The organism is Aureimonas sp. Leaf324 (assembly GCF_001423245.1).
Classification (GTDB): Bacteria; Pseudomonadota; Alphaproteobacteria; order Rhizobiales; family Rhizobiaceae; genus Aureimonas.
Map to the genome: position 1 here is coordinate 433,971 of NZ_LMOH01000001.1, position 25,889 is coordinate 459,859.

Sequence of the window (25,889 nt, forward strand, 5' to 3'; positions counted from 1 at the left end):
AGGCCGGGCGCGAGAGCGTCCGGCCTTTTGCGTTCCAGGCGAAGCGTCCGGGTCAGTCCTTCGACTTGCGGTCCCTGCGCGCGGACACATGCGAGGCGACCGGCTTCAGGCCGTCGCCATCCTCGTCGTCTCGGCCGCGCGACAGGATCCTGTCCCGGATCACGGAGCCGCCCTGTTGCCAGGCGAAGAAGAGCGCCAAGAGGGCGAAGAGCACGGCCAGCCCGATCATGACACCGTGTTCCATCTGCTCCAGCCACTGAAACACCGACGTGATGGAGTAGCCGAAGACGTAGCCGATCGTCGTGAACAGGCCGGCCCAGATGCCGGCGCCGATGAAGTTCAGCAGGAGAAAGCGGGGAACCGTGATCGACGACAGCCCGAGGGCGATCAACCCGGGCATCCGCAGCCCGTAGACGTACCGGTTGACGATCACGAAGTAGGCCTGGAAGCGATCCACGAGACGGAGCGCCTTGGCGAACTTCGGCTTCTTCTTCCAGCGCACGACCCAGCGGCTGTCCGAGAAGTAGCGCGAGAACAGGAACACAGCGAGGTCGCCGCAGAACGATCCGACGAAGGCGAGGGCGGCCATCAGTTCGATCGGGTATGACCCGCGATAGGCGAGGAAACCGCCGATGATGGCGAAGACCTCACCTTCGAAGAACGTCCCGGCGAAGACGATGCCGGGACCGAACCGGTCGATCAGAGAGAGGATTTCGTACACACGGTCTCCGCAGGCGTCATCGTCGTGCGAGGCTTCTCCCTCGCGTCCTATGTCGGGCGGAATGCGCGATTTGCAATTGCGAGGCAAGCGTCGGAGGCGCATCTCTCCGTTGCGTGAGGCGTTGTGACGTGCTGTCGCTGGCGTCCGTTGCCCGTCTTCGACACCTCGTAGGCATCATTCTGGGTTATGGGCTGACAAGGACGAGGAAGCGCCGCGATGGAAACACCAGCTCCCACCGATCTCCTGGCGGCCGCCTTTGCGGTCGGCGTCCTGTTTCTCGCCCGATTCGCGCTGGCGCTGCGTCGCATCCGAAGCGAACTCGGCGATCGCTGGCCGCGCGAGCCGCAGGCCTGGCGGGGCGTGACGCGTCCGCAGGCGTTCGGCGAAGCGATGGAGCCCAACCGGCGTCATGCCGTGCGGCAACTCGGCGTCGGGCTGTTCTGCCTGGCGCTCGCAGCGATTCTCGGGCTTTGGCTCGCGGGCGCCGCGCTCTTCGGGTGGCCGGTTCCGTTCGCGTCCGCATGATTGCAACGGGAGCGCCCGCCGTCTATCGCGGAGGGCATGACCGTCTTCGTCCGTTTCGCCCCGTCGCCTACCGGCTATCTTCACATCGGCAATCTGCGTCCGGCGCTGTTCAATTGGCTGTTCGCCCAGCGTCACGGCGGCCGCTTCCTCCTGCGCTATGACGACACCGACCGCGATCGCTCGAAGGCGGGATACGCCGAGGCCATCGCCGAGGATCTGGCTTGGATCGGCATTCGGCCGGATGCGGTGGCGCGGCAGTCCGACCGGATTTCGCACTACGACGCGGCCGCCGATCTCCTGCGCGACAGCGGCGTGCTCTACCCCTGCTACGAGACGGCCGACGAACTGGAACGGATGCGCAAGCGCCGCATGGGGCGCGGCCAGCCACCGGTCTACGGTCGCGAGGCCATGCGGCTGAGCGCCGAGGACCGAGCACGCCTGGAAGCCGACGGGGCCAGGCCCCACTGGCGCTTCCGGCTGCCGAATTTCGTCGACGACCCGCTCCAGCCCGTGCGGACCGAGGTGCACTGGGACGACGTCGTGCGCGGCCGACAGACCGTCGACCTCGCGTCGTTGTCCGATCCGGTGCTGATCCGCGAGGACGGCACCTACCTCTATACGTTCTGCTCCGTCGTGGACGACGGCGAGATGGGGATCACCCATGTCCTGCGCGGGGACGACCACGTGACCAACACGGGCGTTCAGATCGCGATTCTCGAGGCGCTGGGGCACGCGATCCCGGCCTTCGGGCACTTCAATCTCCTGACGACGATCGACGGGGAGGGCCTCTCCAAGCGCACGGGCGCGCTATCGCTCCGCTCGCTGAGGGAGGATGGGCTGGAGCCGATGGCCGTCGCATCGCTTGCGGTGCTGACCGGCCTGTCGGGCTCGATCGAGGCGATGCCCGATCTCAAGGCACTCGAAGCGCGTCTCGACTTCGACCATGTTTCGGCATCGAGCTCGAAGTTCGACCCGGCCGAACTCGAGCGCCTGAATGCCGAACTCGTCCACGCCATGCCTTACGAGGTGGCCGCCGACCGGCTCCGTGCACTCGGCGTCTCGGATGACGCTGCCGAAGCGTTCTGGGCAGCCGTTCGCCGCAACTGCGGCCGGGTGCGCGACGCCCCAACGTGGCGAGACATCGTGTTCGGGAGGTCCGTGGAAGCGCCGACGTGGTCAGAGGACGATCTCGCGTTCGTGCGGCAGGCCTTCGATCTCCTGCCCGACGGTCCATGGGATTCCGGGACGTGGAGGATGTGGACGGAGCGCGTGAAGGCGGCGACCGGCCGCAAGGGTCGCGCCCTGTTCATGCCGCTGCGCCTGGCACTGACCGGGCTGGAACACGGGCCAGAGCTGGCCGACCTCCTGCCGTTGATCGGCGCTGAGCGGGCAGTCAGCCGACGCCCCTGACGGGCACCGGCTGACGAAAGCTTCAGCCCTTCGCTTCCTCGTCGCGCTGCAGCGCTTCCGCGACGGCGATCGCTGCCATGTTGACGACGCCCCGCGATGTGACGGACGGCGTCAGGATGTGGGCCGGCTTGGCGGTGCCGAGGAGGATCGGCCCGACATGAAGCGCGTCGGTCATGGTCTTCACGACGTTCATCGTGATGTTGGCCGCGTCAAGCGTCGGGAACAGCAGGAGATTGGCGTCCTCGGTCAGGGTCGAGTTCGGCATCACGCGCTGACGCAACTCGCGCGAGAGCGCCGTGTCGCCGTGCATCTCGCCGTCGATCTCGAGTTCCGGCATCTGCTCGCGAACGAGAGCCAGTGCGGCCCGCAGCTTCCGGGCGTCGGCCGTGTCGGCGGTCCCGAAGTTCGAGTGCGACAGGAGCGCCGCTCGCGGCTTGATGCGGAAGTGCTCGATCATCCGCGCCGAAAGCTGCGCGATCTCGGCAAGGTTTTCGGCCGTCGGGCTGTCCTGCACGTAGGTGTCGGCGAAGAAGGTCGTCGCGTTCTGCGAGATCAGGAGGCTCAGCCCCGACAGGCGGCCGACGCCCGGTGCCACGCCGATGATCTGCCGGATATCGCGGATCTGCCGCGAGAAGCGACCGGCAAGACCGCAGATCAGGATGTCGGCGTCGCCGCGCGAGACCGAGACCGCGCCGATCACCGTCGTGTTGGTGCGCACCAGCGCGCGCGCCGTGTCCGGGTTCACGCCCCGGCGGCCGACCTTCGAGAAGTAGTGATCGACATAGTCGCGGTAGCGTGGATCGTCCTCGGGGTTCACGACCTCGAAGTCCTGGTGCGGCCGGATGCGCAGTCCGAACCGCTGGAGCCGCGTTTCGATGACGCTCGGGCGCCCGATCAGGATCGGCCGGCAGACCTTGTCCTCGAGCAGCACCTGCGCCGCGCGCAGCACGCGCTCGTCCTCGCCGTCGGAGAAGATCACCCGCTTTTCGGAATTGCGGGCGAAGGCGAAGATCGGCTTCATCACGAGGCCGGAGCGGTAGACGAAGCGGTTGAGGCGATCGAGATAGGCGTCCCAGTCGGCGATCGGACGCAGCGCGACGCCGGTCGTCTCGGCCGCGCGAGCCACGGCCGGGGCGATTTTCAGGATCAGGCGGGGGTCGAAGGGCGAGGGGATCAGGTATTCCGGGCCGAAGACCGGGGTCTCGGAGCCGTACGCCTTGGCCGCCACCTCCGACACTTCCTCGCGCGCCAGCGCCGCGATCGCGTCGACCGCGGCGATCTTCATCTCCTCGTTGATCGAGGTCGCGCCGCAGTCCAGCGCACCGCGGAAGATGTAGGGGAAGCAGAGGACGTTGTTGACCTGGTTCGGAAAGTCCGAACGCCCGGTGCAGATCATCGCGTCCTTGCGGACGGCCCGCGCGAGGTCGGGCATGATTTCCGGCGTCGGATTGGCCAGCGCCATGATCAGCGGCTTCTCGGCCATCGATTCGAGAAGCTCCGGCTTGAGGACGCCGCCCGCCGACAGGCCAAGGAAGATGTCGGCACCCGCGATGACGTCGGCGAGCGTCCGCGCCTCGGTGTTCTTCGCATAGACCGCCATCCAGCGATCCATGCCCTTTTCGCGGCCTTCGTAGACGACGCCTTCCTTGTCCGTGCAGGTGATGTTCTCGACCTTCGCGCCGAGCGAGACGAGGAGGTTGAGGCAGGCGAGCGCGGCCGCTCCCGCGCCGGATGTGACGATGCGCACGTCCTCAATTCGCTTGCCCGCCAGAAGCAGCGCATTGCGCACCGCCGCCGAGACGATGATCGCCGTGCCGTGCTGGTCGTCGTGGAAGACGGGGATGCCCATCTTGGCACGAAGCTGCTCCTCGACCTCGAAGCACTCCGGTGCCTTGATGTCCTCGAGGTTGATGCCGCCGAAGGTCGGCTCCAGCGCCGAGACCACGTCGACCATGCGATCGATGCTGGTCGCGTCGATCTCGATGTCGAAGACGTCGATGTCGGCGAACTTCTTGAAGAGGACGGCCTTGCCCTCCATCACCGGCTTGGAGGCGAGGGGGCCGATATTGCCGAGGCCCAGAACCGCCGAACCGTTGGACACCACAGCCACGAGATTGGAACGGCTGGTGTAGTCCGCCGCCACCGACGGATCGTCCGCGATCGCGAGACACGGCGCCGCCACGCCGGGCGAGTAGGCCAGCGCCAGATCGCGCTGGTTGCCGAGCGGCTTGGTGGCGTGGACGCCGAGCTTACCGGGCTTGGGATGGCGGTGGTAGAAGAGCGCCTGCTCGTCCAGATCCCGCTTGGCGGATGTGTTTCTGGTTTCGTCGGCGCTCGACATGCTTGGCTCTCCGGTCGTTCGAATCGCGCCGACGCGCTGAGGCATGTCGGCAACGATGGGCTTCGATCGACTAATGCCAGCCGGACAGGTGGTAAACAACCTTCGACCCGACGCCGCGCCGTCACATGGATGCAATGCAAACCGGCGATTTTGATCGTACTGGCAATCGAAGGGGCCGAAGCCCATGACGCCGACGAGTCAGCTGGGAACGCACCGGCACTTCCGCACCCTCTTCATCTCCGACGTCCACCTCGGATCTAAAGCGGCGCAGGCCGAGCAGCTTCTCGCCTTCCTCGCGGTCCACGACGCGGAGAAGATCTATCTCGTCGGTGACATCGTCGACGGCTGGCGGTTGAAGCGCGCGTGGCACTGGCCGCAATCGCACAACGACGTCGTGCAGGCGTTCCTGCGCAAGGCGCGCAAGGGCACGCAGATCGTCTACATCCCAGGCAACCACGACGAGTTCCTGCGCGGCTTTCCCGGCCAGCACTTCGGCGGCATCGAGGTGCGCCTCACCGACGTCCACGAGACGGCGGACGGTCGCAAGCTCCTCGTCATGCATGGCGATGAGTTCGATGTCGTGGTCCGCAACGCGCGGCTCATCGCCTATCTCGGCGACTGGGCCTACGATGCGGCGATCGCGACCAACCTCGTGTTCAACCGGTTCCGCCGCCGCTTCGGATTCGGCTACTGGTCGTTCTCCTCGTGGGCCAAGCTGAAAGTGAAGAACGCCGTGTCCTTCATCGGCGCCTTCGAGACGCTCCTTGCGGCGGAAGCCGATCGCATGGGCTGCGAGGGCGTCGTCTGCGGGCACATCCATCACCCGCAGATCGCCGAGCGTTCGGGCATCCTCTACGTCAACAGCGGCGACTGGGTCGAAAGCTGCTCGGCGATCGCCGAGCGGAACGACGGAACGCTGGAACTCCTGACCTGGACCGGCGCGCAGGTGCCGGCACCCCAGATCGTGGAGACGCCCCTGTTGGAAGATGCCCGCGCGCTCGAGCCCGCGCGCGCCGCCTGACGCGCGCCTAGCCCCAGAGCGCGGCTCCCGGAACGCCGACGGTCGAGCCCTCGTAAGTGAGGCCATGCGGCCGGTCCTCGGCCAGAAGCAGCGGCCCGTCGAGATCGCAGAGTTCGGCGTCCTGCGCGAGGAGGACGGCAGGCGCCATGCCGAGCGACGAGCCGACCATGCAGCCGGCCATCACGCCGAACCCGAGCCGCCGCGCCTCCGCGAGGAACCGCAGCCCCTCGGTCAGGCCTCCGGTCTTGTCGAGCTTCAGGTTGACGTAGTCGTAGCGCCCGACGAGCGCGGCGAGATCGTCGCTTCCGTGCACCGACTCGTCGGCGCACACCGGCACGGGACGCGGCATCCGCCCGAGCATCTCGTCCTGACCGGCCGGCAGCGGCTGCTCCACGACGAACGCTCCGATCGAGGCGGCGACGAGCATCTGGTCGCGGATCGTTTCGGGGCGCCATCCTTCGTTCGCATCGATGATGAGTCGCGCCGCCGGCGCCGCCGCGCGGACGGCGCGCATACGCTCGGCGTCGCCCTCCGGCCCGCCGACCTTCACCTTCAGGACCGTCCGGCCTGCGACGGCGGCCGCGGCCTTGTGCATCTCCTCCGCCGTGTCGAGCGAGATGGTGAACGCCGTGTCGATCGCGTGCGGCGACTCGATCCCCAGGAGGCGGGCGACGCTGGATCCGGCAAACTTGGCCTCGAGGTCCCAAAGCGCACAGTCCACCGCGTTGCGAGCCGCGCCCGCGGGCAGGAGCGACGGAAGCGCCCCGCGATCCGACCCCGCTTCCAGTTCCTCGCGCACGCCCTCGATCGCGGCGCATACGGTTTCGACGCTTTCACCGTAGCGCGCATAGGGAACGCACTCGCCGCGGCCGCGAATGCCGCCGGCCTCGATCGTGCAGGTGACCACCACGGCCTCCGTCTTGGAGCCTCGAGCGATGGTGAAACGCCGCGCCAGCGGGAAGCGGTCCACTGTGACCGAAAGACGACGCATCGGCATATTTCCTTCGCAAAACTTAACGGGCATTGCATCGCACACGACGCAAGCTAACTCTGGCTGCACGACCTTGAGCCGGCCCGAGCGGTGTTCCGGCCTTTCCCTATACCGTCATCCCACGACCTGAGCGATTGCATGCTGGATACTCCGCACCCCGAAGGGGCACCGAAGAAGGAAGGTCGCCCCGACGGCGCCTCGCCTTCGCTCGAGGCGGAGAAGGGCAAGGGCGGCGTGGTGCTGCATTTCGCCGGCGACTGGCTGGCCCGCACGATCGGGCACGTCGAGAGCGTCGTCGACGAGACGCGCAAGGCCGACCTCGGCAAGTCCGTTACCTTCGACCTCTCGGCGGTCGGTCGCCTCGACACATCGGGTGCGCTCCTGATGGAGCGGCTGCAGCGGGCCCTCGCCGAAAAAGGCGCGGAGGTTCGCTCCGAAGGACTTGGAGACGCCGAGACGAAGCTGTTCGGCGCCGTTCGCAAGGCCATGGATACGCCGCGCCCGGAGACCAAGGCCAAACAGACCTCGGCCGTCGCGGACTTCTTCGCGGCGATCGGCGCCAATGTCTTCGCCGTCGGCCGCGAGACGATGATGGGTCTCAACATCGTCGGCGCGTCGCTCTACGGCGCCGGTCGACGCATCACCGGCAAACAGAGCTGGCGGCCCGCCGCCATCGTCAGCCAGATGGACCGCATGGGCGTTCGCGCCGTGCCCATCATCGCGCTGATGAGCTTCCTGATCGGCGCCGTGATCGCGCAGCAGGGCGCCTTCCAGCTTCGCAACTTCGGCGCCGAAATCTTCGTCGTCGACCTGGTCGGCATCCTGCAGCTGCGCGAGATCGGTGTGCTTCTGACCGCAATCATGATTGCCGGTCGCTCGGGCAGCGCCATCACCGCCGAGATCGGCTCGATGCGCATGCGCGAAGAGGTCGACGCGTTGCAGGTCATCGGCCTGAACCCGATCGGCGTCCTCGTTTTTCCGCGACTCGTGGCGCTGACGATCGTCCTGCCGCTGCTCGCCTTCATCGCCGATATCGCCGGCCTCCTCGGCGCCATCGTCGTCACCTGGATCTATTCCGGCATCACGCCCGATGCCTTCATCACGCGCATGCGCAGCGCGATCGACATCGGCACCGTCTTCGCCGGCCTGATCAAGGCGCCGTTCATGGCGATCGTGATCGGCGTCGTCGCTTCGCTCGAAGGTCTCAAGGTCGGCGGCAGCGCCGAAAGCCTCGGCCGTCACGTCACGGCTTCGGTCGTGAAATCCATCTTCCTGGTCATCCTCCTGGATGCCGTATTCGCGATATTCTATGCCGCCATCGGATACTGACACCACGCCTCGCAACCGGGACGACGACGTCATCATCCGCGCCAAGGATGTGACGGTCCGCTTCGGATCGAAGACGATCCTCGACGGCCTGTCGCTCGACGTCCGCCGTGGCGAGATTCTGGGCTTCGTGGGCGCATCGGGCACCGGCAAGTCCGTGCTCCTGCGCACCATTCTCGGTCTCAACGCCAAGCAGTCGGGCACGATCGAGGTGTTCGGCGTCGACTACGAGCGCGCCGACGAAGCCGCGCGCCTGAGTGTCGAGCAGCGCTGGGGTGTTCTGTTCCAGCAGGGTGCCCTGTTCTCGTCGCTAACGGTGCTGGAGAATATCCAGGTCCCGATGCGCGAGTATCTCGATATCTCGCCCAAGCTCATGGACGAGCTGGCACGGCTGAAGATCGATCTCGTCGGCCTCGCGGCCGATGCCGCCGACAAATATCCGTCCGAGCTTTCCGGCGGCATGATCAAGCGTGCGGCTCTGGCCCGCGCTCTCGCGCTCGACCCCGACATCGTCTTTCTCGACGAGCCGACGTCGGGCCTCGATCCGATCGGTGCCGCCGATTTCGACGAGCTCATCATGACCTTGCGCGACACGCTCGGGCTGACGGTCTACATGGTGACGCACGACCTCGACAGCCTGTTCCAGGCCTGCGATCGCATCGCGGTGCTCGGCAAGAAGAAGGTCCTCGTGGAAGGGCCGCTCCAGACCATGCTGGATTTCGACGACGACTGGGTGAAGTCGTACTTCCACGGAAAGCGGGCACGATACGTCGTGCCCAAGGACGAGAATCCGTACTTCAGCGGGAACGAGTGATGGAAACCAGAGCCAACTACATCCTCGTCGGTGTGTTCACCGTCGCGGTGCTCCTGGCAAGCTTCGGCTTCGTCTACTGGTCCGCGAACGTCTCCGACCGGGATTCGCGCGTTCCGCTGCTTGTGCGCATCGAGGGCTCCGTGTCCGGTCTCAGCCAGGGCAGCCAGGTCCTGTTCAACGGCCTGGCCGTCGGTTCGGTCACGAACCTGCGCATCGATCCGAACAATCCGCGCGTCGTGATCGCAACCACGCAGATCGACCGCGAAACCCCGGTGACCACTTCGACCACCGCCACGATCGGCTTTCAGGGCCTGACCGGCATCGGGTTCATCGGCCTGACGGGCGGCAACGTCAACGACCGCAACATCATCCAGTCGGCGCTGGAGCAGGGGGCGACACCCGTCATCACGGCCAATCCGTCCGACGTCACCGACATTCTTGCCACCGCCCGCGACATCGCCGACCGCGCCAACAGCATTCTCGGCCAATTCGAGGAGATCGTGCAGGCGATCGGCCCGGCGGTGCGCACGACGGCCGACAACGTGGCGCAGACCTCGACCAACGTCCGCACGTTCACCGACAGCCTCGCCGCCAACGCCGACCAGATCGACGACTTCCTCGCGAGCCTCGCCGACCTGTCGCGCAGCGCCAACAACGTCGCCGTTCAGCTCCCCGACCTCATGAACCGCGCGAGCACCTTCATCGGCGCTCTCGACGTCGCAGCCGTGAACCAGTCGATCCAGAACGTCGCGGCCATCTCGCAATCGCTGCGCGACCAGACCGGCAACGTCACGCGCGCGATCGAGTCCGTGTCCTCGGCTGTCGCCGGCTTCGGCTCCGTGGGCGACACGATCACCCAGAATCTGCCGAGCGTTCAGACCTTCCTGCAGCGGCTCGGCCCGATCTCCGAAACCGCCACGAGCGTAGCGACGCGCCTCGACTCCACGCTCGCCGACGTCTCCCAGATCACCGCCGCCGTGAACCCGGATCAGGTCCGCTCGACCATCAACAGCGTGTCCGGCTTCACCGACGCACTGAACGCACAGTCCGGCCGCGTCGGCTCCGTCGTCGCCGGCGCCGACACGATGCTTCAGACGCTGAACGGCGCGCTGGAGGGCCTGAACGGAACACGTGCGCGGATCGATACGCTCCTCTCGGCGGTCAGCGCATCGACCATCAACCAGGCCGTCAACGACGTCTCGTCCGCGACCAACAACATCGCGGCGGCGGCCGACTCCGTGCGCGGCGTTGCCGACAACATCAACTCGCGTCGCCAGGACATCAACGACATCATCACGAATGTCGAAGATACGAGCGCGTCGTTGAAGGTGGCGTCCACGCAGGTCCAGACGTTGATCAACTCGGTGAACGGCCTCGTCAACAGCCCGGACGGCAAGGGGCTGACGGCTGAGGCGCGCGCGACGCTTCAGAGCATCCGGACGACGGCGGAGACGATCCAGCGGTCGGTCGGCCCGATCGCGGCGAACCTCCAGAACTTCACCGGCCAAGGGCTGCAGGACGCCCGAAACCTCATCCGCGAGACGACGCAAGCCGTTTCGCGCATCGAGCGGGCGATCCTCGACCTCGCGAACAACCCGAGCCGCGTCATCTATGGTGGCGACGGCGCCGGCGAGGTTCGCCAGTTCGACGGTCGCGTCCGCCGCTAGGAACAAGGTGCCGGCAGGCCGCGCGGCTTGTCGGCTAACATGCTGCGCGAGGCGTCCGACCGGTACGCATCGCCTCTTTCAAACCCGCGGGAAGCGAGCCAGCTTCGGCTTTCCGCCTGTACGCGTCGAGGATGAACATGGCACGATCCGCAACGGCAAGATGGTCCGGCCTCATGGTGGCAGCGGTCGCGCTTTCGGCCTGTGCGTCCCTGAAGACGCCGCCGGCGACCTTCGAGCTTTCGCCGCCGGGGCCGGCATCGGTCGGGTCGGCGTCGACCCGCTCGCAGATCCTCCTGCCCGAACCCACCGCGACGCAGACGCTCGATAGCCAGCGCATCGTCGTCAAGCCGACGCCGCAGACCATCGAGAATCTGGCGGACAGTCAGTGGAGCGACAGGCTTCCGCGCCTCGTCCAGTTGCGTCTCCTCCAGGCTTTCCAGAACACGGGTCGCATCGGAGCGGCGGGTGTGCCGGGGCAGGGCCTTGCGATCGACTATCAGGTCGTGACCGAACTGCGCCGCTTCGAGATCGCCTTCGAACCCGGCGCCACGGCCGTGGTCGAAATTTCCGTCAAGGCGCTGAACGATCGCACGGGCGTCGTGCGCGGCACCCGCATCTTCCGGGCCAACGTGCCGGTCGCCAACGGCCAGCCTTCGGGCTACGTCACAGCGCTCGATCAGGCGTTCGGACAGGTCGCGGATGAGATCGTCACCTGGATGATCCGCCTCGTCTGAACGAGACCGGTCAGCGATCGAAGGCAAAGACCCGCTTCGGCGGGTTTTTTGTTGCCGCCAAACAACGTAGGCCGCGGTCGGGACGGAGGGGTGTCAAGGCGATCGAGAACCGAGGCTTACCGTTCGCCGACGTCGATCCTTGTATCGCGACTGCCAGTCGCCTTCTGGCGAAACCCGCCGGCAACCAGGGCCCGACGCGGGTCAGGAGGCCGATGCCAGCCAGCCCAACGTTTGCGCACCAAAACCGCCGTTCACTTTCCTCGGGGCTGGGACAGTGTCGACCAACCGTCAGGCCACCGGAAACGGCGGGTTTTGCAACGGTTGTAGGGTGCGAAGGCGACATACCCGATGCCGAACCAGCGCGGCTCGCTGTGCCTGGCATTCAGGAAAATCAGAGCACCCGCGTCACGCTTATGAGGCCGGAGTTCCATTCAGACGCCGTGGCTCGGGACAAGGGGAAAGCGACATCTCGGGAGCCTGACTTCGTCTAGCTTGGGCCAGGATCGAAAGCGACGTGCACCCCGGCAATCCATCCCGAAGCATCCGCACACGTCGGTTCAGACGACCGCGCTCATAGCAAAAGGGCGGGGCCTGACGGCCCCGCCCTTCCAAAACTCGACTTGAGCCGCGAACCTCTCAGTCGAAGCGTCCCGAAGCGTGCGCGAGCATCGTGTAGACCTTGCCCGTGTCCGACGTCAGGTACGACTTGCTGCGCGTGTTGTCGGGATCGCGCCGCGAAGCGTCCTGGAGCAGCGACTCGAAGTCCGCGATGTAGCGATCCACGGCATGCCGGAAGTCGGCGTCCCGCTGATACTTGCGGCGGATTTCGTCGAACGTCTGCTGACCCTTCATCGTGTAGAGACGACGGGTGAAGACGTTGCGCTCGCCGTTGCGATAGCGATCCCACAGCTCCACCGACACGTTGTGATCGATGGCGCGGGCGATATCGACCGAGAGCGAGTTCAGCGAGTCCACGACGTGAGCCTGGCTGCGCTCCGTGCGCGTGGCTTCGGGCGAAGCCGCCGATGCCGGAGACTCTACGGTCTCGGCGGCATCGTCCTCGTCCTGCGAGGCGCGACGCAGGAGGTCGGACACCCATCCGCCGTCACCGTCACTCGTCGTCTGGCGAGCAGCCGGGACCACGGACGCCGCTGCGACCGGCGCCTGTGCGGGAGCCGCCGGTCGCAGCGGCGAGAACTCGCCGGTCCGGGCAGGCTGAACGGGCGTGACGGGGGCCTGCGGCGCCAGCATCCGCGACGCGTCGGCATGGCCACGCACGTCGTAGGCAAGGTTTCCGCCAACCGCGGGCGGGGCGGCCCGGCGTTCCAGCTCGGCACCGGAGGTGGCGCGGGTCCCGCGATCCTCGGTGGAGGGCTTGCGAACGTCGAGGGCGCGGCCGGATGTCGAGACGATGTCGCTCAGTTCGCGCAGGGCGCGGATCTGGTCGGAGACGGCCCGCCGCATGGCACGCGTGCTCTCACGGGTCTCTTCCGGCAGTTCGAACACACCGCGGCGGATTTCCGTCCGTGCCGTCTCCAACTCGCGGCGCATGTCCCCGGCAGCCCGGCGCATTTCAGTCGTCGCGCCCGCGAACTTCTCGGACGCCTCTTCGATCACCGAACGCATAGCCTCGCGGATCTGCTCGGCGGCCGCCTGCGAACGACGCTCGGTCTCCTCCAACTGCTGCTCGGCCTCGCCGAGGCTCGAGCCGAGCTCGCCGTTGACGGTCGCCGCCACGGCGCGAGCCCGCGCCTCGGCATCGGAGAACAGGCGATCCACGACACCCTCGAACGAGTTGAGGGTGGTCGAGATGTCGCGCGAGCGGTCCGCCAGCGTGCCGGCGAGAAGGGTGAGGCCCTCGTGCCGCTCTTCCAGCGTCGCCTGCAGGTTGGTCTGCGTCTCATCGAGAAGGCGCGCGGCATCGGACAGCAGGCGTCCGTGCTCGGCGAACTTCTCGGTCATGCCGCCGATCTGCATGAAGGCGGTCGATGTGACGCCGTCCATGCGGGCGATCGACTGTTCGAGGCGGTCCGACGACGAGGTGATCTCGTCCTCGACGCGTAGCGCCTCGGTGCGAAAGCGATCCCGCGTGTCGATGAGCGAAGTCTCCACACGACCGATCGAGCCGCTGGCATCCTCCAGCATCGTGCGCAACGTCTCGTTGCTGTTGTCCAGCCGGTCGAGAAGCTGAGTGATATCCTGACCGAGCTGACCCTGGATGCCCGACACGCGGGTTGCCGCTTCCTCGGACCGAAGGTCGAGGGCCGAGATCAGCTCCGACGACGAATGGCTGAGACGCTGGACGCGCTCCTCCGTACGCTGGATGAAGTCCGCCACGACGGCGGCATTCTCGGCGCGCAGACGCTTCGCGACCTGATCCGAAGTTCCTTCCAGCGCTTCGATCGCCGCGGTTCCGGTCTGCGACAAGGCGTCGACGATGGGCTGCGTCCGGGTCTCGATGAGGGTCGCGAGTTCCGCGTTCCGATCAGCCAGAAGCTGCGACAGCGCGCGCGTGCGCTCTGCCATCCGCTCCGCGACGCGATCCGAGCTGTCCGACAGGTCGCGCTCGGAGGAGGCGACGCGATCGGCGATCTCGGCACCGAAGCCGGTGGTGACCTCGGCGATCTGGTCGCGAGCCCGTTCAGCTTCCAACCGCAGCGCGGTCGCGGCGGCCGAAAGGCCGAGCACGACCTGTGATCCTTCGGCGCTGAGCGCCGTGCGGGCCTGCTCGGCCTCGCGCAGGATCTCGCTGGAGACGTGAGCCGTCTCGTCGCGGATGTTGGCGGCGACCGCCAGGATGTCGCTGCGGATACTCTCCGACGTGCCATCGATCTCGGCGCGCAGGTCCATGATCGAACGCGACAGGCTCTCGTTGAGACCGCCGGACGTGTTGGACAGAAGCGTCGCGAGGCGATCGGACAGGGTCGCCAACTCTCCGACGAAGCCATCCGTCCGCTCGCCGAGCATCGTCACGCTGCGACCGGTTTCGTCGCGGATCAGCGTCGAAGCGCCGCGAACGCGCTCGGCGAAGCTCTCGGCATCCGACAGGAAGCGTTGGCGGGCGCTTTCGGCCTGCTCGGACATCGACGACGCGACGGCGTCGATCTCGCCGACCACGCGGGCAGCGTCGGCCGCGAACCGTTCGCGGACATCGCCGGAACTGGCTTCGAAGCGATCGGTCGCGCCGGTGAGTTCGGCAACGATCTGCCCGGCCGTCTCGCCGATCCGCTCGCGGACGCGGTCCGTCTCGCCGCGCATCGCCTCGACGACGCGTGCGACCTCGCCGGTGATGCGACCCGCATCGTCCAGAAGGTTGCGGCGCGACTGCTCGCCCGCTTCACGGAGATGACCGCTGGCATCGGTGAACTCGGCGCCGATGGCGGCGGTCTGTTCCGCAACCTCGCGACGGAGCGAGTCGGACTGCTCGCGCACCTGAAGGGCGGCCGCAGCGACCTCCTCGCGGATCTGCGCCGCGTCGGTCGCGAACTGCTCGCGCGTCCGGTCGCCGATGAGGCGAAGCCGGTCCGACGCATCGGTGATGTCGCCGGAGAGGGACTGCGCCTGGTCCTGAACGATCTGGCGAGCCGCTTCGGCGTCGTGACGCAGGCGATCCGCCATGGCTTCCAGGCCGCCGGCAAACTCGTTGGCGACTTCCGAGAGGCGCTCGCGCGCCGCTTCGGCCTCGCTGCGCATGGCGAGCGAAGCACCGCCGATCTGCGTGGTGAAGGCGTCGCCTTCGAGAGCCAGCGCCTCGCGAAGCTCCTCGGCGTCGGCGCGCATCCGCCCGGCGACGTCGGTGACCTGCCGGCCCAGCTGCTGGGCTTCGGTCGCGAAGCGCTCCTGCGCTTCCTGACCGATGCGGCGGATCGACTCCGCCGAAAGGACGATGCCCTCGGCGATCTGCGCGCTCTGACCCGTCAGTTCGTCCCGGGCCGTCCGGCTCGTCTCCTGAACAGACTGGACGACCGCCTTGATGCGCTCCTCGAAACGGCCGGCCTCGGCCACGAACTCGGCCTGGGCCTCGGCAGACGAGGACCGGAACGTGGAACCGAGTTCGCCGATGATGATGGCGATCTTCTGGGTTTCGGTCTCGAGCCCGGACCGAGCGCGGTCGGCTTCCTCGCCCATCCTCGCGGAGGCCGCCACGATCGACTCGCGCAGCGTGTCGGCGATCAGCGCCGTGCGGCCGGAGAGCGTGCGCTCGACGTTGCCGAGACCGCGCTCGAGGCTGGCCGTGATGGCGTTGGTCCGCTCGTCAACAGCAGCCGCGAGGCTGACCGTTCCGGCGGCGAGCGCCGCGACGATTTCCTCGCGCTTGGTCTCCAAAGCCGTCGTGACGTTGCCGGCGCTCTGCTCCAGCACGCGGCGAACGTCGTCAGCGCGATCGCCCAGGGTCGCGGCCAGCGAGCCGGCGACGTCCTCGATCGCTGAGGTGAGATTGTCGCGACGCTCGTCCATGGCGGTCGCCAGCAGGCCGTCGGATTCGACCAGCGCCTGGCGCAGCGCGGTGATCCGGGTCTCGAGCGTCAAGAGAATCGTCGCGTTGCCGCCGTCGAGAGTGGCGGCGAGGCGGGTCGTGCGCTCGTCGAGATCGGAGATCAGCGAGCTTTCCGACGCATCGACCATCTGGCGCATCGACAGGACGCGCTCGTCGAGGCCGTCGAGGATGGCGCCGCGCGCGTTCTCCACCGCATCGCGCAGCGACGTGCCGCGGCTGTCGAGGCCCTGGATCAGAAGCGAAAGCGCGTTCTCGACCGCAGACAAGACGGTGCCGGCGTTGTGGTCGATGTCACGGGCGAAGCGAGCGGTGCGCTCATCAAGGCTTGCGGTCAGACCCTGATGCGACGTGTCGACCGTGTCCGACAGTTCGCGGACGCGCACGGCAAGATCGTTGACCACACGTTCCACGGACTGTTCGAAGCTCGCCTCGATCCCGGCCGTACGCGTCTCGAGGTTGGCGAGGAATTCCTGGCGACGATCGTCGCCCATCATCAGAGCCGCCTCGAGCCGCCCGATCACGTCGTCGCCGACGCGGGTTGTGTAGAGATCGAGCGAGGTGGACAAACGCTCGCCGCTGTCGCGCATGAACGCTTCGCTGGCGGCGATCCGGTCCGAAAGGCCTATCGTCAGCGTTTCGTTGCGCTCGTCTAAGTCGGCCACGAACCGCTCCGTTCGGCTGGCCAGCATGCGGTCGAGCGAAACCAGGCGGGTCTCGAACTCGTTCGACAGAACTTCCGTGCGCTGGTCGATCGCCACCTCGATGGCCGATCCGCGTTCGGCGAGAAGCGCGTTCATCCGGTCGAGGCGAGTCTGGAACCGATCGTCGGCCTGGGTATCGGCCGCTGCGAGCGCCGCCTCGAGCTTCTCGGCGCGCTCCGCGACGCCCGACACCATCCGGCCTTCCGCACCGTCGATGATCGCCTCCATGCGAGCGACATTGCTTTCGATCGACTGGGTGAGGGCGCTTCCGCGTTCCTCGAACTGCGAAAGTAGCGTCTGCTGGGCGAAGGCGAGCGACGTGTCGATGTCGGCGGCGCGATCGCTGAGAACGGCGCCGAGCGAACCGATCTGGGCGTCGAAGGTCGATCGGACGTGATCGGAATGGTTCGTGAAGCTGGCGTCGATCCCCTGGCGGGCACTCTCGGCGGCCGCAGTCAAACCGTCGCGACCGCTGTCGATGGCCTGACGGATTTCTTCGGCGCGCTCGGCGACGGTGCGTGCGAAACTGCCCGAGCTTTCGGAAAGGGTAATTGTCAGTCGCTCGGCCGTGCGATCGATGGCCTGCGCCTGCCCCTCGATCGTCTGGACCAACTGGGCGCCCTTGCCGGACAGCGCCGCTTCCAACTGAGCCAGCCGGTCGTCGAAGCGGCCGAGGACGTCGTCGTTGCGCGAGCCGAGGAGGGCGGCCGCGTTCTGGATGCGGCTGTCGAAGGCCTCGTCGAGACGGCCGAGAAGGCGCTCGGTCTCGGTGGCCAGATGCGAAAGGCGCTGATCGAGGCCCGCGGCGAGCGAAGCGATCAGGGCCTCGTTCTCACCGATCATGCGCGCGGAGCGCTCGTCGAGCGTCTCGGTCAGGCGACGATCGAAGGTCTCCGAGCCGGTCGCGAGGTTCTCGGTTCGCTCGGCCAACTGGCGCAGGACCACCTCGTTGGACTGGCGCAGGCGCTCGCCGGCATCCTCGCTGATCGAAGAGACGCGCTGGACCAGTTCGTCGGAACGCGCCTGCAGCTCTTCGGCCTGGGCGCGCAGCGAACGCGCGAGGTCTTCGCCGGTCTGAGCCAGACGCCGCGTGGTTTCCTCGGCCGTCTCGCCGATCCGCTGAATGACCGTTGCGCTGCTACCGGTGAGTTCGCTCTCGATCTCGCGGCTGCGCGCATCGAACATCGCCGTCAGCGCCTGGCTGCGATCCTCGTAGGCCTGCGAAAGAGCGGCACCGCGTTCGTCGAGCAAGGCATGGAAGCGCTGTGTCGCTTCCTCGACCTGCCGGATGATGCGGGTGGAGGCGGTGTCGACGTCGCCGATCAGTCGGTCGTGCGAGCCCACCACGGAAGACCGCAGGTTCTCCGCGTGGCTCAGCATGGCCTCGCGCTCGGACGAGAGATCCGTCACGAGCGAGCGGATCTTGACCTCGTTGTCGGCGTAGGCCCGCTCGAGCGACGACACCTCGTTGTGCACGATGCCCTCGAGCTCGCCCATGCGCGAGAGGGCCCGCTCGACGCCTTCGCCGAGCGCCGCGACTTCGCGGCGGATCGCGTTGCCGACGCTGGCGACCTTCTCGGAGGCGATGTTCTCGGGTTCCGCTAGCCGCAGGGCGACTTCGGCGAGAGACCGGCTCATCAGGCGAAGGTCCTGAGAGCGGCGAACCATCACGGCGAACGCCATGATCAGGAGAGCCGGCAGGACCACGGCCGACGCGGCCAGCGCGAGCGTCAGTCCTTCGGGAACCGGCGAACTGCCGGAGCTGATGAAGGCGTAGGAGGCAGCGCCTGCCAGAAGCGCCCATGCCGCGGCGACGATGCCGCCAATCACGAGCGTTCGGCGGGAGGAACGACGGGTCAACAGCGCGTCGGCACGGACGGCTGCGGATCGCTGCTCATCGTTGGCGACGGCCGATTTGAAATCTCGGGTCCGAGAGGGGCGGACGGGTTCCGGCGCTACGCTGGGCTCGGAACGCTTCACGGCCGGTTCCGAACGAGCGGCGCGGGGAGGCGGAGCGTCGTGGGCGGCGGTGCTGGCCGTTCCAGCCGCGATGGCGGCGGCTACCGGCGGCACGGCGCTGCCGAGGCGATCGGAGGCAGCGGGCGGATCGACGCGCTCGATCTCGCCGAGCGAGGCGATGAGTTCCTCTTCCGCGATCTGGAAGTCGGGCTCGGGCGGAACCTCGTTCTCGGCGGCAAGCGGCTCGGCCGACGCAGCAGGCTGAACGGCGCTTTCCTCTCGCAAGGCGCTGGTCGCCTCCTCCACGGAGCGGTCGAACTCGTTCAGGGCGAACTCAATGTTGATCTCGGACGCGGCGAGCGTGTCGTTCTCGACATGCCCCTCGGCCGTGCCGCTGACCTGCGGTTGCTCGGGGTCGGATCCCAAGAAATCCGTATCCTGAAGCGCCGCCTCCAGCTCGGTGACTGCTTCGTCCGATAGCTGTTCAGCCGTCTTGATCTTCGACATGACCCGCCGCCCCGTACTCGTTTACTCGCAGGATGATCGGTGGCCCGCCGCCCTGTCGCGCGCCAACAAACATCCGGCCATTAACGGCTCACCCTCGAATACACGGAGGGCGGGCCTTTTACATGCCATCAAATTAGAGGCCCGCGCGGCGGAAGGAAACCCGCAATTCCGGGCTTTGATACAAGTTTAAACATTTGGTTAACGCCGATTTGGAAATGCCGGTTTCGCCGATAGCCTTCTCTTGACTACCATCGGAGGAACGGACGCCGGGTCCGCCTTCCACATGACGTCGCGTCGTCCTGCGTTTGCGGGGGCGAATCGAAACGAACGCTCCGCTGGGGCCAACGTCGCGTCGACCGCCTCTGTCGCATTCGATCGATCTTGGCCGGCGAGGCGGCAGTCCCAAGCGCTTGTTGATAACCATCGGACGTCGCTGCGGATCGACGGGATACGAGACGGTTGACCCGGAACCGGCGTCGTTCTACCGGCGGAGCATGACCGCGATCAGCTTCATCACCTCCGACGGGACCCGCTACGACCTTGACGCCCCCGACGGAGGGAGCGTGATGCAGGCTGCGATCCGCAACGACGTCCCCGGCATCGATGCCGACTGCGGCGGCGCATGCGCCTGCGCGACCTGTCATGTTTATGTCGACGAGGCCCGGCTTGCCGAACTCCCGCCAATGGAGGCGATGGAGGAGGACATGCTGGATTTCGCGCTCGATGTTCGGCCGAATTCGCGACTGTCCTGTCAGATCCGCGTCAGACCCGAACTGGCGGGACTGACGTTGACGGTTCCTGCCCGACAGGCTTGATCGGTCGCCTCGCGGTGCTAGCGCACGGATTTGATGGCCGCGCTCAGCTTGGCGTTCAACCGGGAATCGACGACACGCGTCTCCGCTCGGTCGAAGCCGTTCTGCTCTTTCGCGTGGGCGAGCTGCATTTCCTGCGAGCGTCGCCCGGCTGTCATTTCCATGCGGGCGCATGTGGCTTCGGCGGGAAGCGCCAGAAGCTCGCGGTTCATCCGGTCGAGCCAAGTCTTGGCGATGGCCGTGTGCTTCGCCTCGTGATCGGCGATGTCGCGCTGCAGCACCTTCCACATCGTTCGCGTATGGGCGTCCACCCCTCGCGGCGCGTTCCAGCGCGGCAGCGTCGTGACGAGGTCGAGACGAAGGTTCGTGCGCGAAACACGGCAGCCCGTCTTGTCGGTCTTGAACTCGAGGTCGCGGCTGAAGGTCACCTTGGTCGATCCCGCGTGCCGCTCGCCGCCTCCCAGAAGCGGGCCGTTCGACCCCAGCGCCTTGTCGAGTTCGGCAAAGGTCGCACCGCGCACCATGAAATAGGTGGTTCGCTCGGTGATCTCGGCCGCGTGGGCCAAGCCGGTGGACATGCATCCAGCCGCGAGGCTGCAGATCAGAAGTCGCCGCATCGTCGCTGGCCTCGACCCTTGAAACACCTGACCCCTACGCTACGCAGGTTCCCAAGAGATACAAGATACGATTGCGGAAATATTGCGGTCGTCAGTAACGGGCGGGGGAACTACGGATGATGTCGCCCACGGCCGTGACAACCGACCGCATGTGGCGCCTTGCGCACAGTCGTACGCTGCAACTCGGCACCAAATCGACGATCATGGGCATCCTGAACGTCACGCCGGACAGTTTTTCCGACGGCGGACGCTTCGATGGAAAAGTCGAACGGGCGGTCGAGGCTGCCTTGGCGATGGTGGCGGATGGCGCCGGGATCATCGACGTGGGCGGCGAATCCACGCGGCCGGGCGCCGAGCCTGTCGGGCCAGCGGAGGAGCAACGACGGGTCCTGCCGGTGATCGCGGCGCTGCGCGCCCGCTCCGACGTCGCCATCTCGATCGACACCTATCGCGCCGAGACGGCGTCGCTGGCTGTCGAGGCCGGTGCGTCGATCGTCAACGACGTGTGGGGTGCCCAGCGCGAGCCTGATATCGCACGCGTGGCCGCGCGAAGTGGCGCGGGGCTCTGCCTGATGCATACGGGCCGCGAGCGGCGGAAGCTGCCGGATGTGATCGAGGATCAGATCGCCTTCCTCACCCGTTCGATCGCAATCGCGCGGGCGGCAGGCGTCGCCGACGAGCAGATCGTCGTCGATCCCGGTTTCGGGTTCGCGAAGGATGCGGGCGAGAATCTCGAGCTGATGGTGCGCCTTCAGGAACTCGCATCGCTCGGACTCCCGATCCTGGTCGGTACGTCGCGCAAGCGCTTCGTTCGCGGCGTCCTCGATCGCGATGCCGGCGACATCGACGTGGCGACCGCCGCGACGAGCGTGCTCCTGCGCGAGCGCGGCGCTTCGATCTTCCGGGTGCACGCGGTCGCACCGACACGCGACGCGCTCGCGGTCGTGGACGCGGCGCTGGCGAGGGGGACGCGATGACCGCGGCGTATCTCGGGCTCGGCGGGAATATCGGCGATCCCGTCCACACGATGGCCGAAGCCCTGCGCGCGCTCGACCGGGAGAGCGGCACGCGCGTCGTGGCCGTCTCGCCTGTCTACCGCACGCCTCCGTGGGGGCCGATCGAACAACCGCCCTTCCTCAATGCCTGTGCATGCGTTGAAACCAGCCTCGAAGCGGAGACTCTGCTGGCGCTTTGCCTCTCGGTGGAGGCGGCCCTGCATCGCGACCGAAGCGTGCGCTGGGGACCGCGAACCGTCGATCTCGACCTTCTCGATTTCGGCGGCATGAGCTTGCGGAGCGACAGCTTGACCCTGCCTCACCCGCGGATGGCGGACCGGGCCTTCGTCCTCGTGCCCCTGGCCGACATTGCTCCGCAGCTGTCGGTCGACGGCGTTTCGATCGCCGAGCGCCTTCGCTCGCTCGATACCACGGGCATCGAGCGGCGCGATCTGGCGCCCGATTGGTGGCGAACGGCCTGACCGGTTAGTCGGCGAGCGCGGCGCGCTTGACGCTCTCGTCGCGCTTCAGCGTCATTCCGATGACCGGGACGAGCTCGCCCGCGACCTGCACCGAGATGGTGATCATCAGCTTGTTTTTGTCCTCGAGCCGGGCGACCATCGCGCCCTTGAGCTGCTTGCGATCGAGGCCGACGACCACCTTATTGCCGGACACGTCGCCCGACACGATATCGAGACCCTTGCCGCCCGATCCGTCCAGGAAGGTGCCCTTGTAGGAGGAGCCGCCCTTGGTGAACGTGGCGTTCATCGGCTGCGAGAACATGCCGACGCGGCAGGCGCCGTCCAGCGACATGCCGACCGCCTTCTCGGTCTGGAGCCCGGACAGGTCGCAGACGAACTTCGTGCCCTTGTACTTGCCGGCGACGATCTCGCCCGGTCCCGACCAACGCCCGAACACGGAGTTGAAGAAGGCTTGGTCGACATCAGCCGCGCGTGCCGGCAGGGAGCCGACGCAGGCGAGCGACAGAAGCGACAATCCGGCGACGACGGGACGGAACATGGCGGGCCTTCGGAGCGGCAAGGACATGGGCCTATCTATCGCGCGGAACGGTTAACCGAACCTTTCGCACGCCGCCCTCTCGTCTTGGCAACGCTCAGGGCTTCTCGCCACCCATCGGCTTGAGTTCGTTGAGGAAGTCTCCGATCCGGGGACGCTGGACCCCAAGAAAAGGCAGGGGGCGGCAGAGGTCCATCGCGGCAATGCCGATGCGGGCGGTCAGCAGGCCGTTGACGAGACCCTCGCCGAGTTTGGCCGAAAGCCGGGCCGCGAGGCCATGTCCCACGACCTGCCCGACGATGCCGTCGCCGATGGCGATGGAGCCCGTGACGGCCAGATGCGCCAGAACGTCGCGCACCAGCCGAACGAGGCCGAGGGCCCCTGGCCGGGCGCCGTAGAGCGACGACACCGCGCGGATCAGCCTGACCGTTTCGAACAGGACGAAGGCGAGATCCATGAAGGCCCGAGGGCTGACGGCCGTCACCACCGACACACGCTTCGACGAAGCGAGGACGAGCGCGCGCGCCCGCGCGTCGAGCGGCAGGAGGAGTTCGCGTTCGGCGAGGGTGATGAGGTCGCGCCCGTCGATGACGTCGTCGCGTGAGGCATGCAGCCTCTCGCGGCCGGCCGCAGTCTCGGGACGCGACGCCACGATCTTCGAGAGCCGAGCCACCACGGCCTCCGCCTCGGCGGCGGAGTCGGTCTCGAAGGCGCGGCGACCATCCCGCCGTTCGCGCTCCACGTCGTTCAGCCGCATGATTCCGATCGCCTCGCGGCCGACGACGCCGATGAGACCGACAATCAGAAGTCCGGCAAGGCCGAGGGCCGCCCAGCCCAGCCAGTCCGAGCGCTGGAAGAGGTCGCGCACGAAGCTGTCGAGGGCCAGACCGAAGGCGAGCGAGGCGAGGGCGCCGAGCGCGCCCATGGCCAGTTTTCCGAAGGAGAAACCACGTCGGCGGCGGGTGGCGGGATCCGCGTCCAGTCGCGCGGCGGCTTCCGCCTCCAACGTATCGTCCGGCTCGATCTTAACGCGCGCCAGATCGGAGATGCTGCGTGGCTCCCGGGCTGCCTGGATCGGCGGCAGCGAAGCGGGCGGATCGATCGGGAAGGCGGACGGGCGGCGGGGCGTTTCGCTCATGCCAGACGATCCCCCACCAGAAACTGAAGCGCGCGGTCGAGACGGATCTGCGGCAGCGACAGCGTCGCGCCCTCCGTGGTTCGCTCCAGCCGAGGCGGGCGGAACCTGACGAACGTCAACGGATCGAGCGCCCCCGTGCCGTCCGGGCGTGTTCGCAGAATGCGGGATGCATCGTCCGGCAGGTCGCCGGGGAACACCGCCGTCTCGATGCGACCGTCGAAGCGTTGTCCTCCGATCTCTTCGCCTTCGATCGGCGTGCCGACGATCACGGGCAGCGTCTCGCCCCGGTCGGTGACGGTCGCTTCATGGGTTGCGCGGACCGCGGCCATGGCGGCGACTTCGGTCTGCGCGCCCGAAAGCCGGGCGCGATCCACTGCGCCGTCGACAAGCCTGCGAACGATATTTTCGAGGCGCTGGTGGCTGGTGCGGTGAAGGTGATCGGCCTTGGTCGCCGCGACGAGAATGCGGTCGATGCGGGGCGTCAGGAGCGAGCCGAGCCAGGATGCCCGGCCCGGGCGGAAGCATGCCAGAATGTCGCTCAAGGCCGTTTCGAGGTCCTGGACAGCCTCGGGGCCGGCGTTGATCGCTTGGAGCGCGTCGATCAGGATGATCTGCCGGTCGAGGCGGGCGAAGTGGTCGCGGAAGAATGGACGAACGACCACGGTCTTGTAGGCCTCGTAGCGCCGCGCGTGGACGGCGCCGTAGCTGCCCTTCGGGTAGCTGCGGCCGGCCTCGACGGGCAGCGGGGCGAAGGTTAGGGCAGGCGAGCCTTCCAGATCTCCCGGCATCAGAAAACGGCCCGGCGGAAGGGTCGAAAGCGCCGTCCGGTCTTCGCGGCAGGCGCGCAGATAGTTGGCGAAGGTCGAACTCAGCCGTTGGCTCGTCGTCTCATCGGCCGCTGCGGCGGGATCGATCGCCGCGAGCGCCTCGAGAAAGGGGCGCGCCATCCGATCGCGGGACGGCAAACGCGCGCGCTCCAGCGATTCCGCCGAAAAGGTCGCGAAGTCCTTCTCGAGAAGCGGCAGGTCGAGGAGCCACTCGCCGGGATAATCGACGATGTCGATCGACAGCTTGCCCGGCGATAGGAACCGCATCCAGCCGGAAGCCGTCTCGTATTCGACCGTCAGGCGAAGCTGCGAGATCGCGCGGGTCGACTGCGGCCACACCCGATCCTCGAGCATCGCCCGCAGATGCTCCTCGTACTGGAAGCGCGGCACCGCATCGTCGGGCTGCTCCTCGAGGTAGGTCCGCGAAATGCGCCCGGAACTTTGCGCCTCGAACATCGGCAGCCGCCCGCCATGCAGGAGATTATGCACGAGCGCGGTGATGAAGACCGTCTTGCCGGCCCGAGACAGTCCCGCCACGCCGAGACGGAGCGTTGGATGAAACAGCCCGGACCCTCGATCCGAGAGATTGTCGAAGACGATCCGCGCTTCGTCGGCAATGGAGGGCATGGGCAACCGATCGGGTCTGGAAGAGGCAGTCTGGTCGCCCTGATATAGTCGGCCCTCGGCCCTCCCGACAGACCGGGACGCTCAAGGCTTGATGATGTCGCGCAGCACACCGGCAAGGTCTCCACCGTCGGCCAGGTCGACGATCAGCCAATTCGCCGTGCCGACGCCGCCTGTCAGCCGCTCCTGCGACGCTACATCCGTTTCGCAGAGGGTCATGGCAAGGTCCTCAATCGTTGGATTGTGACCGACCAGCAGCAGTTCGCCTGGTCCGTCGAAACCCTCGATTTCGGCCCTATAGGCTTCCACTCCGAGTGCGTAGAGATCGTCGCTGAACCGCACCGGCACATCGACGGGCAGCGCGCTGCGGACGAGATCGAGCGTCTGCCTCGCCCGCACGGCGGTCGAGCACACGACCGATCCCACACGAACATCTAGGTCTCGAAGTTTCGTGGCGAGCCGTGACGCGTCGGCGCGCCCCCGATCGTCGAGGATACGCTGATGGTCTCGCTGGCCGGGGACCGCCCATGAGGAATGGGCGTGGCGGAGGATGTGGATCGTTCGTTCACCCGTCATGCCTCATCGTTAGGACATGCCGGGCCGAAGGTCGAGAATCGGGGCACGACCGGGCGAAGCGACGCGCA

General features: G+C 67.1%; 19 protein-coding genes. 10 read left to right on the forward strand and 9 right to left on the reverse strand.

Features of this window, described 5'->3' with window-relative positions:
* Nucleotides 1–52: 52 nt before the first annotated feature.
* Nucleotides 53–721, reverse strand: coding sequence for a DedA family protein (locus ASF65_RS02100; RefSeq protein WP_055884384.1), 669 nt, complete (start codon nt 719–721; stop codon nt 53–55).
* 216 nt (nt 722–937) lie between these two features.
* Between ASF65_RS02100 and ASF65_RS02105 the strand changes: the two genes are divergently transcribed.
* Both ASF65_RS02105 and gltX read left to right on the forward strand, forming a co-directional pair.
* A complete protein-coding gene (locus tag ASF65_RS02105) occupies nt 938–1,246 on the forward strand; it encodes a hypothetical protein (RefSeq protein WP_055884387.1) in 309 nt (102 codons plus the stop codon).
* A gap of 36 nt (nt 1,247–1,282) precedes the next feature.
* Entirely contained in the window at nt 1,283–2,656 is a 1,374-nt protein-coding gene (gene gltX / locus ASF65_RS02110) for a glutamate--tRNA ligase (protein ID WP_055884390.1), read from the forward strand.
* Between the two features lie 22 nt (nt 2,657–2,678).
* Here gltX and ASF65_RS02115 read toward each other — a convergent pair whose 3' ends face one another.
* Nucleotides 2,679–4,997 (reverse strand): NADP-dependent malic enzyme, encoded by a 2,319-nt coding sequence (locus tag ASF65_RS02115; RefSeq protein WP_055884394.1) that lies wholly within the window; start codon nt 4,995–4,997, stop codon nt 2,679–2,681.
* Between the two features lie 184 nt (nt 4,998–5,181).
* Between ASF65_RS02115 and ASF65_RS02120 the strand changes: the two genes are divergently transcribed.
* Nucleotides 5,182–6,018 carry a UDP-2,3-diacylglucosamine diphosphatase gene (locus ASF65_RS02120; RefSeq protein ID WP_055884396.1) on the forward strand — a complete coding sequence of 279 codons (837 nt, stop codon included), beginning with the start codon at nt 5,182–5,184 and terminating at the stop codon, nt 6,016–6,018.
* A gap of 7 nt (nt 6,019–6,025) precedes the next feature.
* Here ASF65_RS02120 and dgcA read toward each other — a convergent pair whose 3' ends face one another.
* Nucleotides 6,026–7,015 carry an N-acetyl-D-Glu racemase DgcA gene (dgcA, locus tag ASF65_RS02125; RefSeq protein ID WP_055884399.1) on the reverse strand — a complete coding sequence of 330 codons (990 nt, stop codon included), beginning with the start codon at nt 7,013–7,015 and terminating at the stop codon, nt 6,026–6,028.
* A gap of 132 nt (nt 7,016–7,147) precedes the next feature.
* On the opposite strand from dgcA, the gene ASF65_RS02130 reads away from it, so the two are divergent.
* From ASF65_RS02130 to ASF65_RS02145, 4 genes are all read left to right on the forward strand, one after another.
* Nucleotides 7,148–8,338: an ABC transporter permease gene (locus tag ASF65_RS02130; RefSeq protein WP_055884404.1), complete on the forward strand. Its 1,191-nt coding sequence runs from the start codon at nt 7,148–7,150 to the stop codon at nt 8,336–8,338.
* Nucleotides 8,319–9,149 carry an ABC transporter ATP-binding protein gene (locus ASF65_RS02135; protein ID WP_055884406.1) on the forward strand — a complete coding sequence of 277 codons (831 nt, stop codon included), beginning with the start codon at nt 8,319–8,321 and terminating at the stop codon, nt 9,147–9,149. The genes ASF65_RS02130 and ASF65_RS02135 overlap by 20 nt, the downstream gene beginning before the upstream one ends.
* The gene (locus tag ASF65_RS02140; RefSeq protein WP_055884409.1) at nt 9,149–10,816 is read left to right on the forward strand and encodes an MlaD family protein; all 1,668 of its coding nucleotides are present in this window, start codon (nt 9,149–9,151) and stop codon (nt 10,814–10,816) included. Before ASF65_RS02135 ends, ASF65_RS02140 begins: the two co-directional genes overlap by 1 nt.
* Before the next feature lie 137 nt (nt 10,817–10,953).
* Nucleotides 10,954–11,550, forward strand: a complete 597-nt coding sequence (locus ASF65_RS02145) for an ABC-type transport auxiliary lipoprotein family protein (protein ID WP_055884411.1) — start codon at nt 10,954–10,956, stop codon at nt 11,548–11,550.
* Between the two features lie 636 nt (nt 11,551–12,186).
* Here ASF65_RS02145 and ASF65_RS02150 read toward each other — a convergent pair.
* On the reverse strand, nt 12,187–19,215 hold the full coding sequence (locus tag ASF65_RS02150) for a hypothetical protein (protein WP_055884413.1): 7,029 nt from the start codon (nt 19,213–19,215) through the stop codon (nt 12,187–12,189).
* Between the two features lie 494 nt (nt 19,216–19,709).
* Between ASF65_RS02150 and ASF65_RS02155 the strand changes: the two genes are divergently transcribed.
* The gene (locus tag ASF65_RS02155) at nt 19,710–20,030 is read left to right on the forward strand and encodes a 2Fe-2S iron-sulfur cluster-binding protein (protein WP_055884414.1); all 321 of its coding nucleotides are present in this window, start codon (nt 19,710–19,712) and stop codon (nt 20,028–20,030) included.
* A 17-nt stretch (nt 20,031–20,047) separates the two neighbouring features.
* On the opposite strand, the gene ASF65_RS02160 is transcribed toward ASF65_RS02155, so the two are convergent.
* Entirely contained in the window at nt 20,048–20,605 is a 558-nt protein-coding gene (locus ASF65_RS02160) for a DUF922 domain-containing protein (protein WP_162239440.1), read from the reverse strand.
* 155 nt (nt 20,606–20,760) lie between these two features.
* Between ASF65_RS02160 and folP the strand changes: the two genes are divergently transcribed.
* Together folP and folK are read left to right on the forward strand one after the other, a co-directional pair.
* Entirely contained in the window at nt 20,761–21,621 is an 861-nt protein-coding gene (gene folP / locus ASF65_RS02165) for a dihydropteroate synthase (protein ID WP_244486528.1), read from the forward strand.
* Nucleotides 21,618–22,121: a 2-amino-4-hydroxy-6-hydroxymethyldihydropteridine diphosphokinase gene (gene folK / locus ASF65_RS02170; protein ID WP_055884419.1), complete on the forward strand. Its 504-nt coding sequence runs from the start codon at nt 21,618–21,620 to the stop codon at nt 22,119–22,121. Before folP ends, folK begins: the two co-directional genes overlap by 4 nt.
* A gap of 4 nt (nt 22,122–22,125) precedes the next feature.
* Here folK and ASF65_RS02175 read toward each other — a convergent pair whose 3' ends face one another.
* The 4 genes from ASF65_RS02175 to ASF65_RS02190 form a co-directional block, all read right to left on the reverse strand.
* Nucleotides 22,126–22,659 carry a hypothetical protein gene (locus ASF65_RS02175; protein ID WP_055884422.1) on the reverse strand — a complete coding sequence of 178 codons (534 nt, stop codon included), beginning with the start codon at nt 22,657–22,659 and terminating at the stop codon, nt 22,126–22,128.
* A gap of 94 nt (nt 22,660–22,753) precedes the next feature.
* Nucleotides 22,754–23,794, reverse strand: coding sequence for a TIGR01620 family protein (locus ASF65_RS02180; RefSeq protein WP_055884425.1), 1,041 nt, complete (start codon nt 23,792–23,794; stop codon nt 22,754–22,756).
* Nucleotides 23,791–25,248: a YcjX family protein gene (locus tag ASF65_RS02185; RefSeq protein ID WP_055884428.1), complete on the reverse strand. Its 1,458-nt coding sequence runs from the start codon at nt 25,246–25,248 to the stop codon at nt 23,791–23,793. The genes ASF65_RS02180 and ASF65_RS02185 overlap by 4 nt, the downstream gene beginning before the upstream one ends.
* A gap of 81 nt (nt 25,249–25,329) precedes the next feature.
* The gene (locus ASF65_RS02190) at nt 25,330–25,821 is read right to left on the reverse strand and encodes a histidine phosphatase family protein (RefSeq protein ID WP_082505112.1); all 492 of its coding nucleotides are present in this window, start codon (nt 25,819–25,821) and stop codon (nt 25,330–25,332) included.
* Nucleotides 25,822–25,889 lie beyond the last annotated feature (68 nt).

Excerpts from the sequence above, each read along its gene's own strand:
- dgcA (WP_055884399.1), bottom strand. The coding sequence starts at position 7,015 with ATGCCGATGCGTCGTCTTTCGGTCACAGTGGACCGCTTCCCGCTGGCG.
- gltX (WP_055884390.1), top strand. The coding sequence starts at position 1,283 with ATGACCGTCTTCGTCCGTTTCGCCCCGTCGCCTACCGGCTATCTTCAC.
- ASF65_RS02190 (WP_082505112.1), bottom strand. The coding sequence starts at position 25,821 with ATGACGGGTGAACGAACGATCCACATCCTCCGCCACGCCCATTCCTCA.
- ASF65_RS02185 (WP_055884428.1), bottom strand. The coding sequence starts at position 25,248 with ATGCCCTCCATTGCCGACGAAGCGCGGATCGTCTTCGACAATCTCTCG.
- ASF65_RS02115 (WP_055884394.1), bottom strand. The coding sequence starts at position 4,997 with ATGTCGAGCGCCGACGAAACCAGAAACACATCCGCCAAGCGGGATCTG.
- ASF65_RS02145 (WP_055884411.1), top strand. The coding sequence starts at position 10,954 with ATGGCACGATCCGCAACGGCAAGATGGTCCGGCCTCATGGTGGCAGCG.
- folK (WP_055884419.1), top strand. The coding sequence starts at position 21,618 with ATGACCGCGGCGTATCTCGGGCTCGGCGGGAATATCGGCGATCCCGTC.
- ASF65_RS02135 (WP_055884406.1), top strand. The coding sequence starts at position 8,319 with ATGCCGCCATCGGATACTGACACCACGCCTCGCAACCGGGACGACGAC.
- folP (WP_244486528.1), top strand. The coding sequence starts at position 20,761 with ATGATGTCGCCCACGGCCGTGACAACCGACCGCATGTGGCGCCTTGCG.
- ASF65_RS02105 (WP_055884387.1), top strand. The coding sequence starts at position 938 with ATGGAAACACCAGCTCCCACCGATCTCCTGGCGGCCGCCTTTGCGGTC.
- ASF65_RS02150 (WP_055884413.1), bottom strand. The coding sequence starts at position 19,215 with ATGTCGAAGATCAAGACGGCTGAACAGCTATCGGACGAAGCAGTCACC.
- ASF65_RS02160 (WP_162239440.1), bottom strand. The coding sequence starts at position 20,605 with ATGTCCACCGGCTTGGCCCACGCGGCCGAGATCACCGAGCGAACCACC.
- ASF65_RS02155 (WP_055884414.1), top strand. The coding sequence starts at position 19,710 with ATGACCGCGATCAGCTTCATCACCTCCGACGGGACCCGCTACGACCTT.
- ASF65_RS02120 (WP_055884396.1), top strand. The coding sequence starts at position 5,182 with ATGACGCCGACGAGTCAGCTGGGAACGCACCGGCACTTCCGCACCCTC.
- ASF65_RS02130 (WP_055884404.1), top strand. The coding sequence starts at position 7,148 with ATGCTGGATACTCCGCACCCCGAAGGGGCACCGAAGAAGGAAGGTCGC.
- ASF65_RS02180 (WP_055884425.1), bottom strand. The coding sequence starts at position 23,794 with ATGAGCGAAACGCCCCGCCGCCCGTCCGCCTTCCCGATCGATCCGCCC.
- ASF65_RS02175 (WP_055884422.1), bottom strand. The coding sequence starts at position 22,659 with ATGTTCCGTCCCGTCGTCGCCGGATTGTCGCTTCTGTCGCTCGCCTGC.
- ASF65_RS02140 (WP_055884409.1), top strand. The coding sequence starts at position 9,149 with ATGGAAACCAGAGCCAACTACATCCTCGTCGGTGTGTTCACCGTCGCG.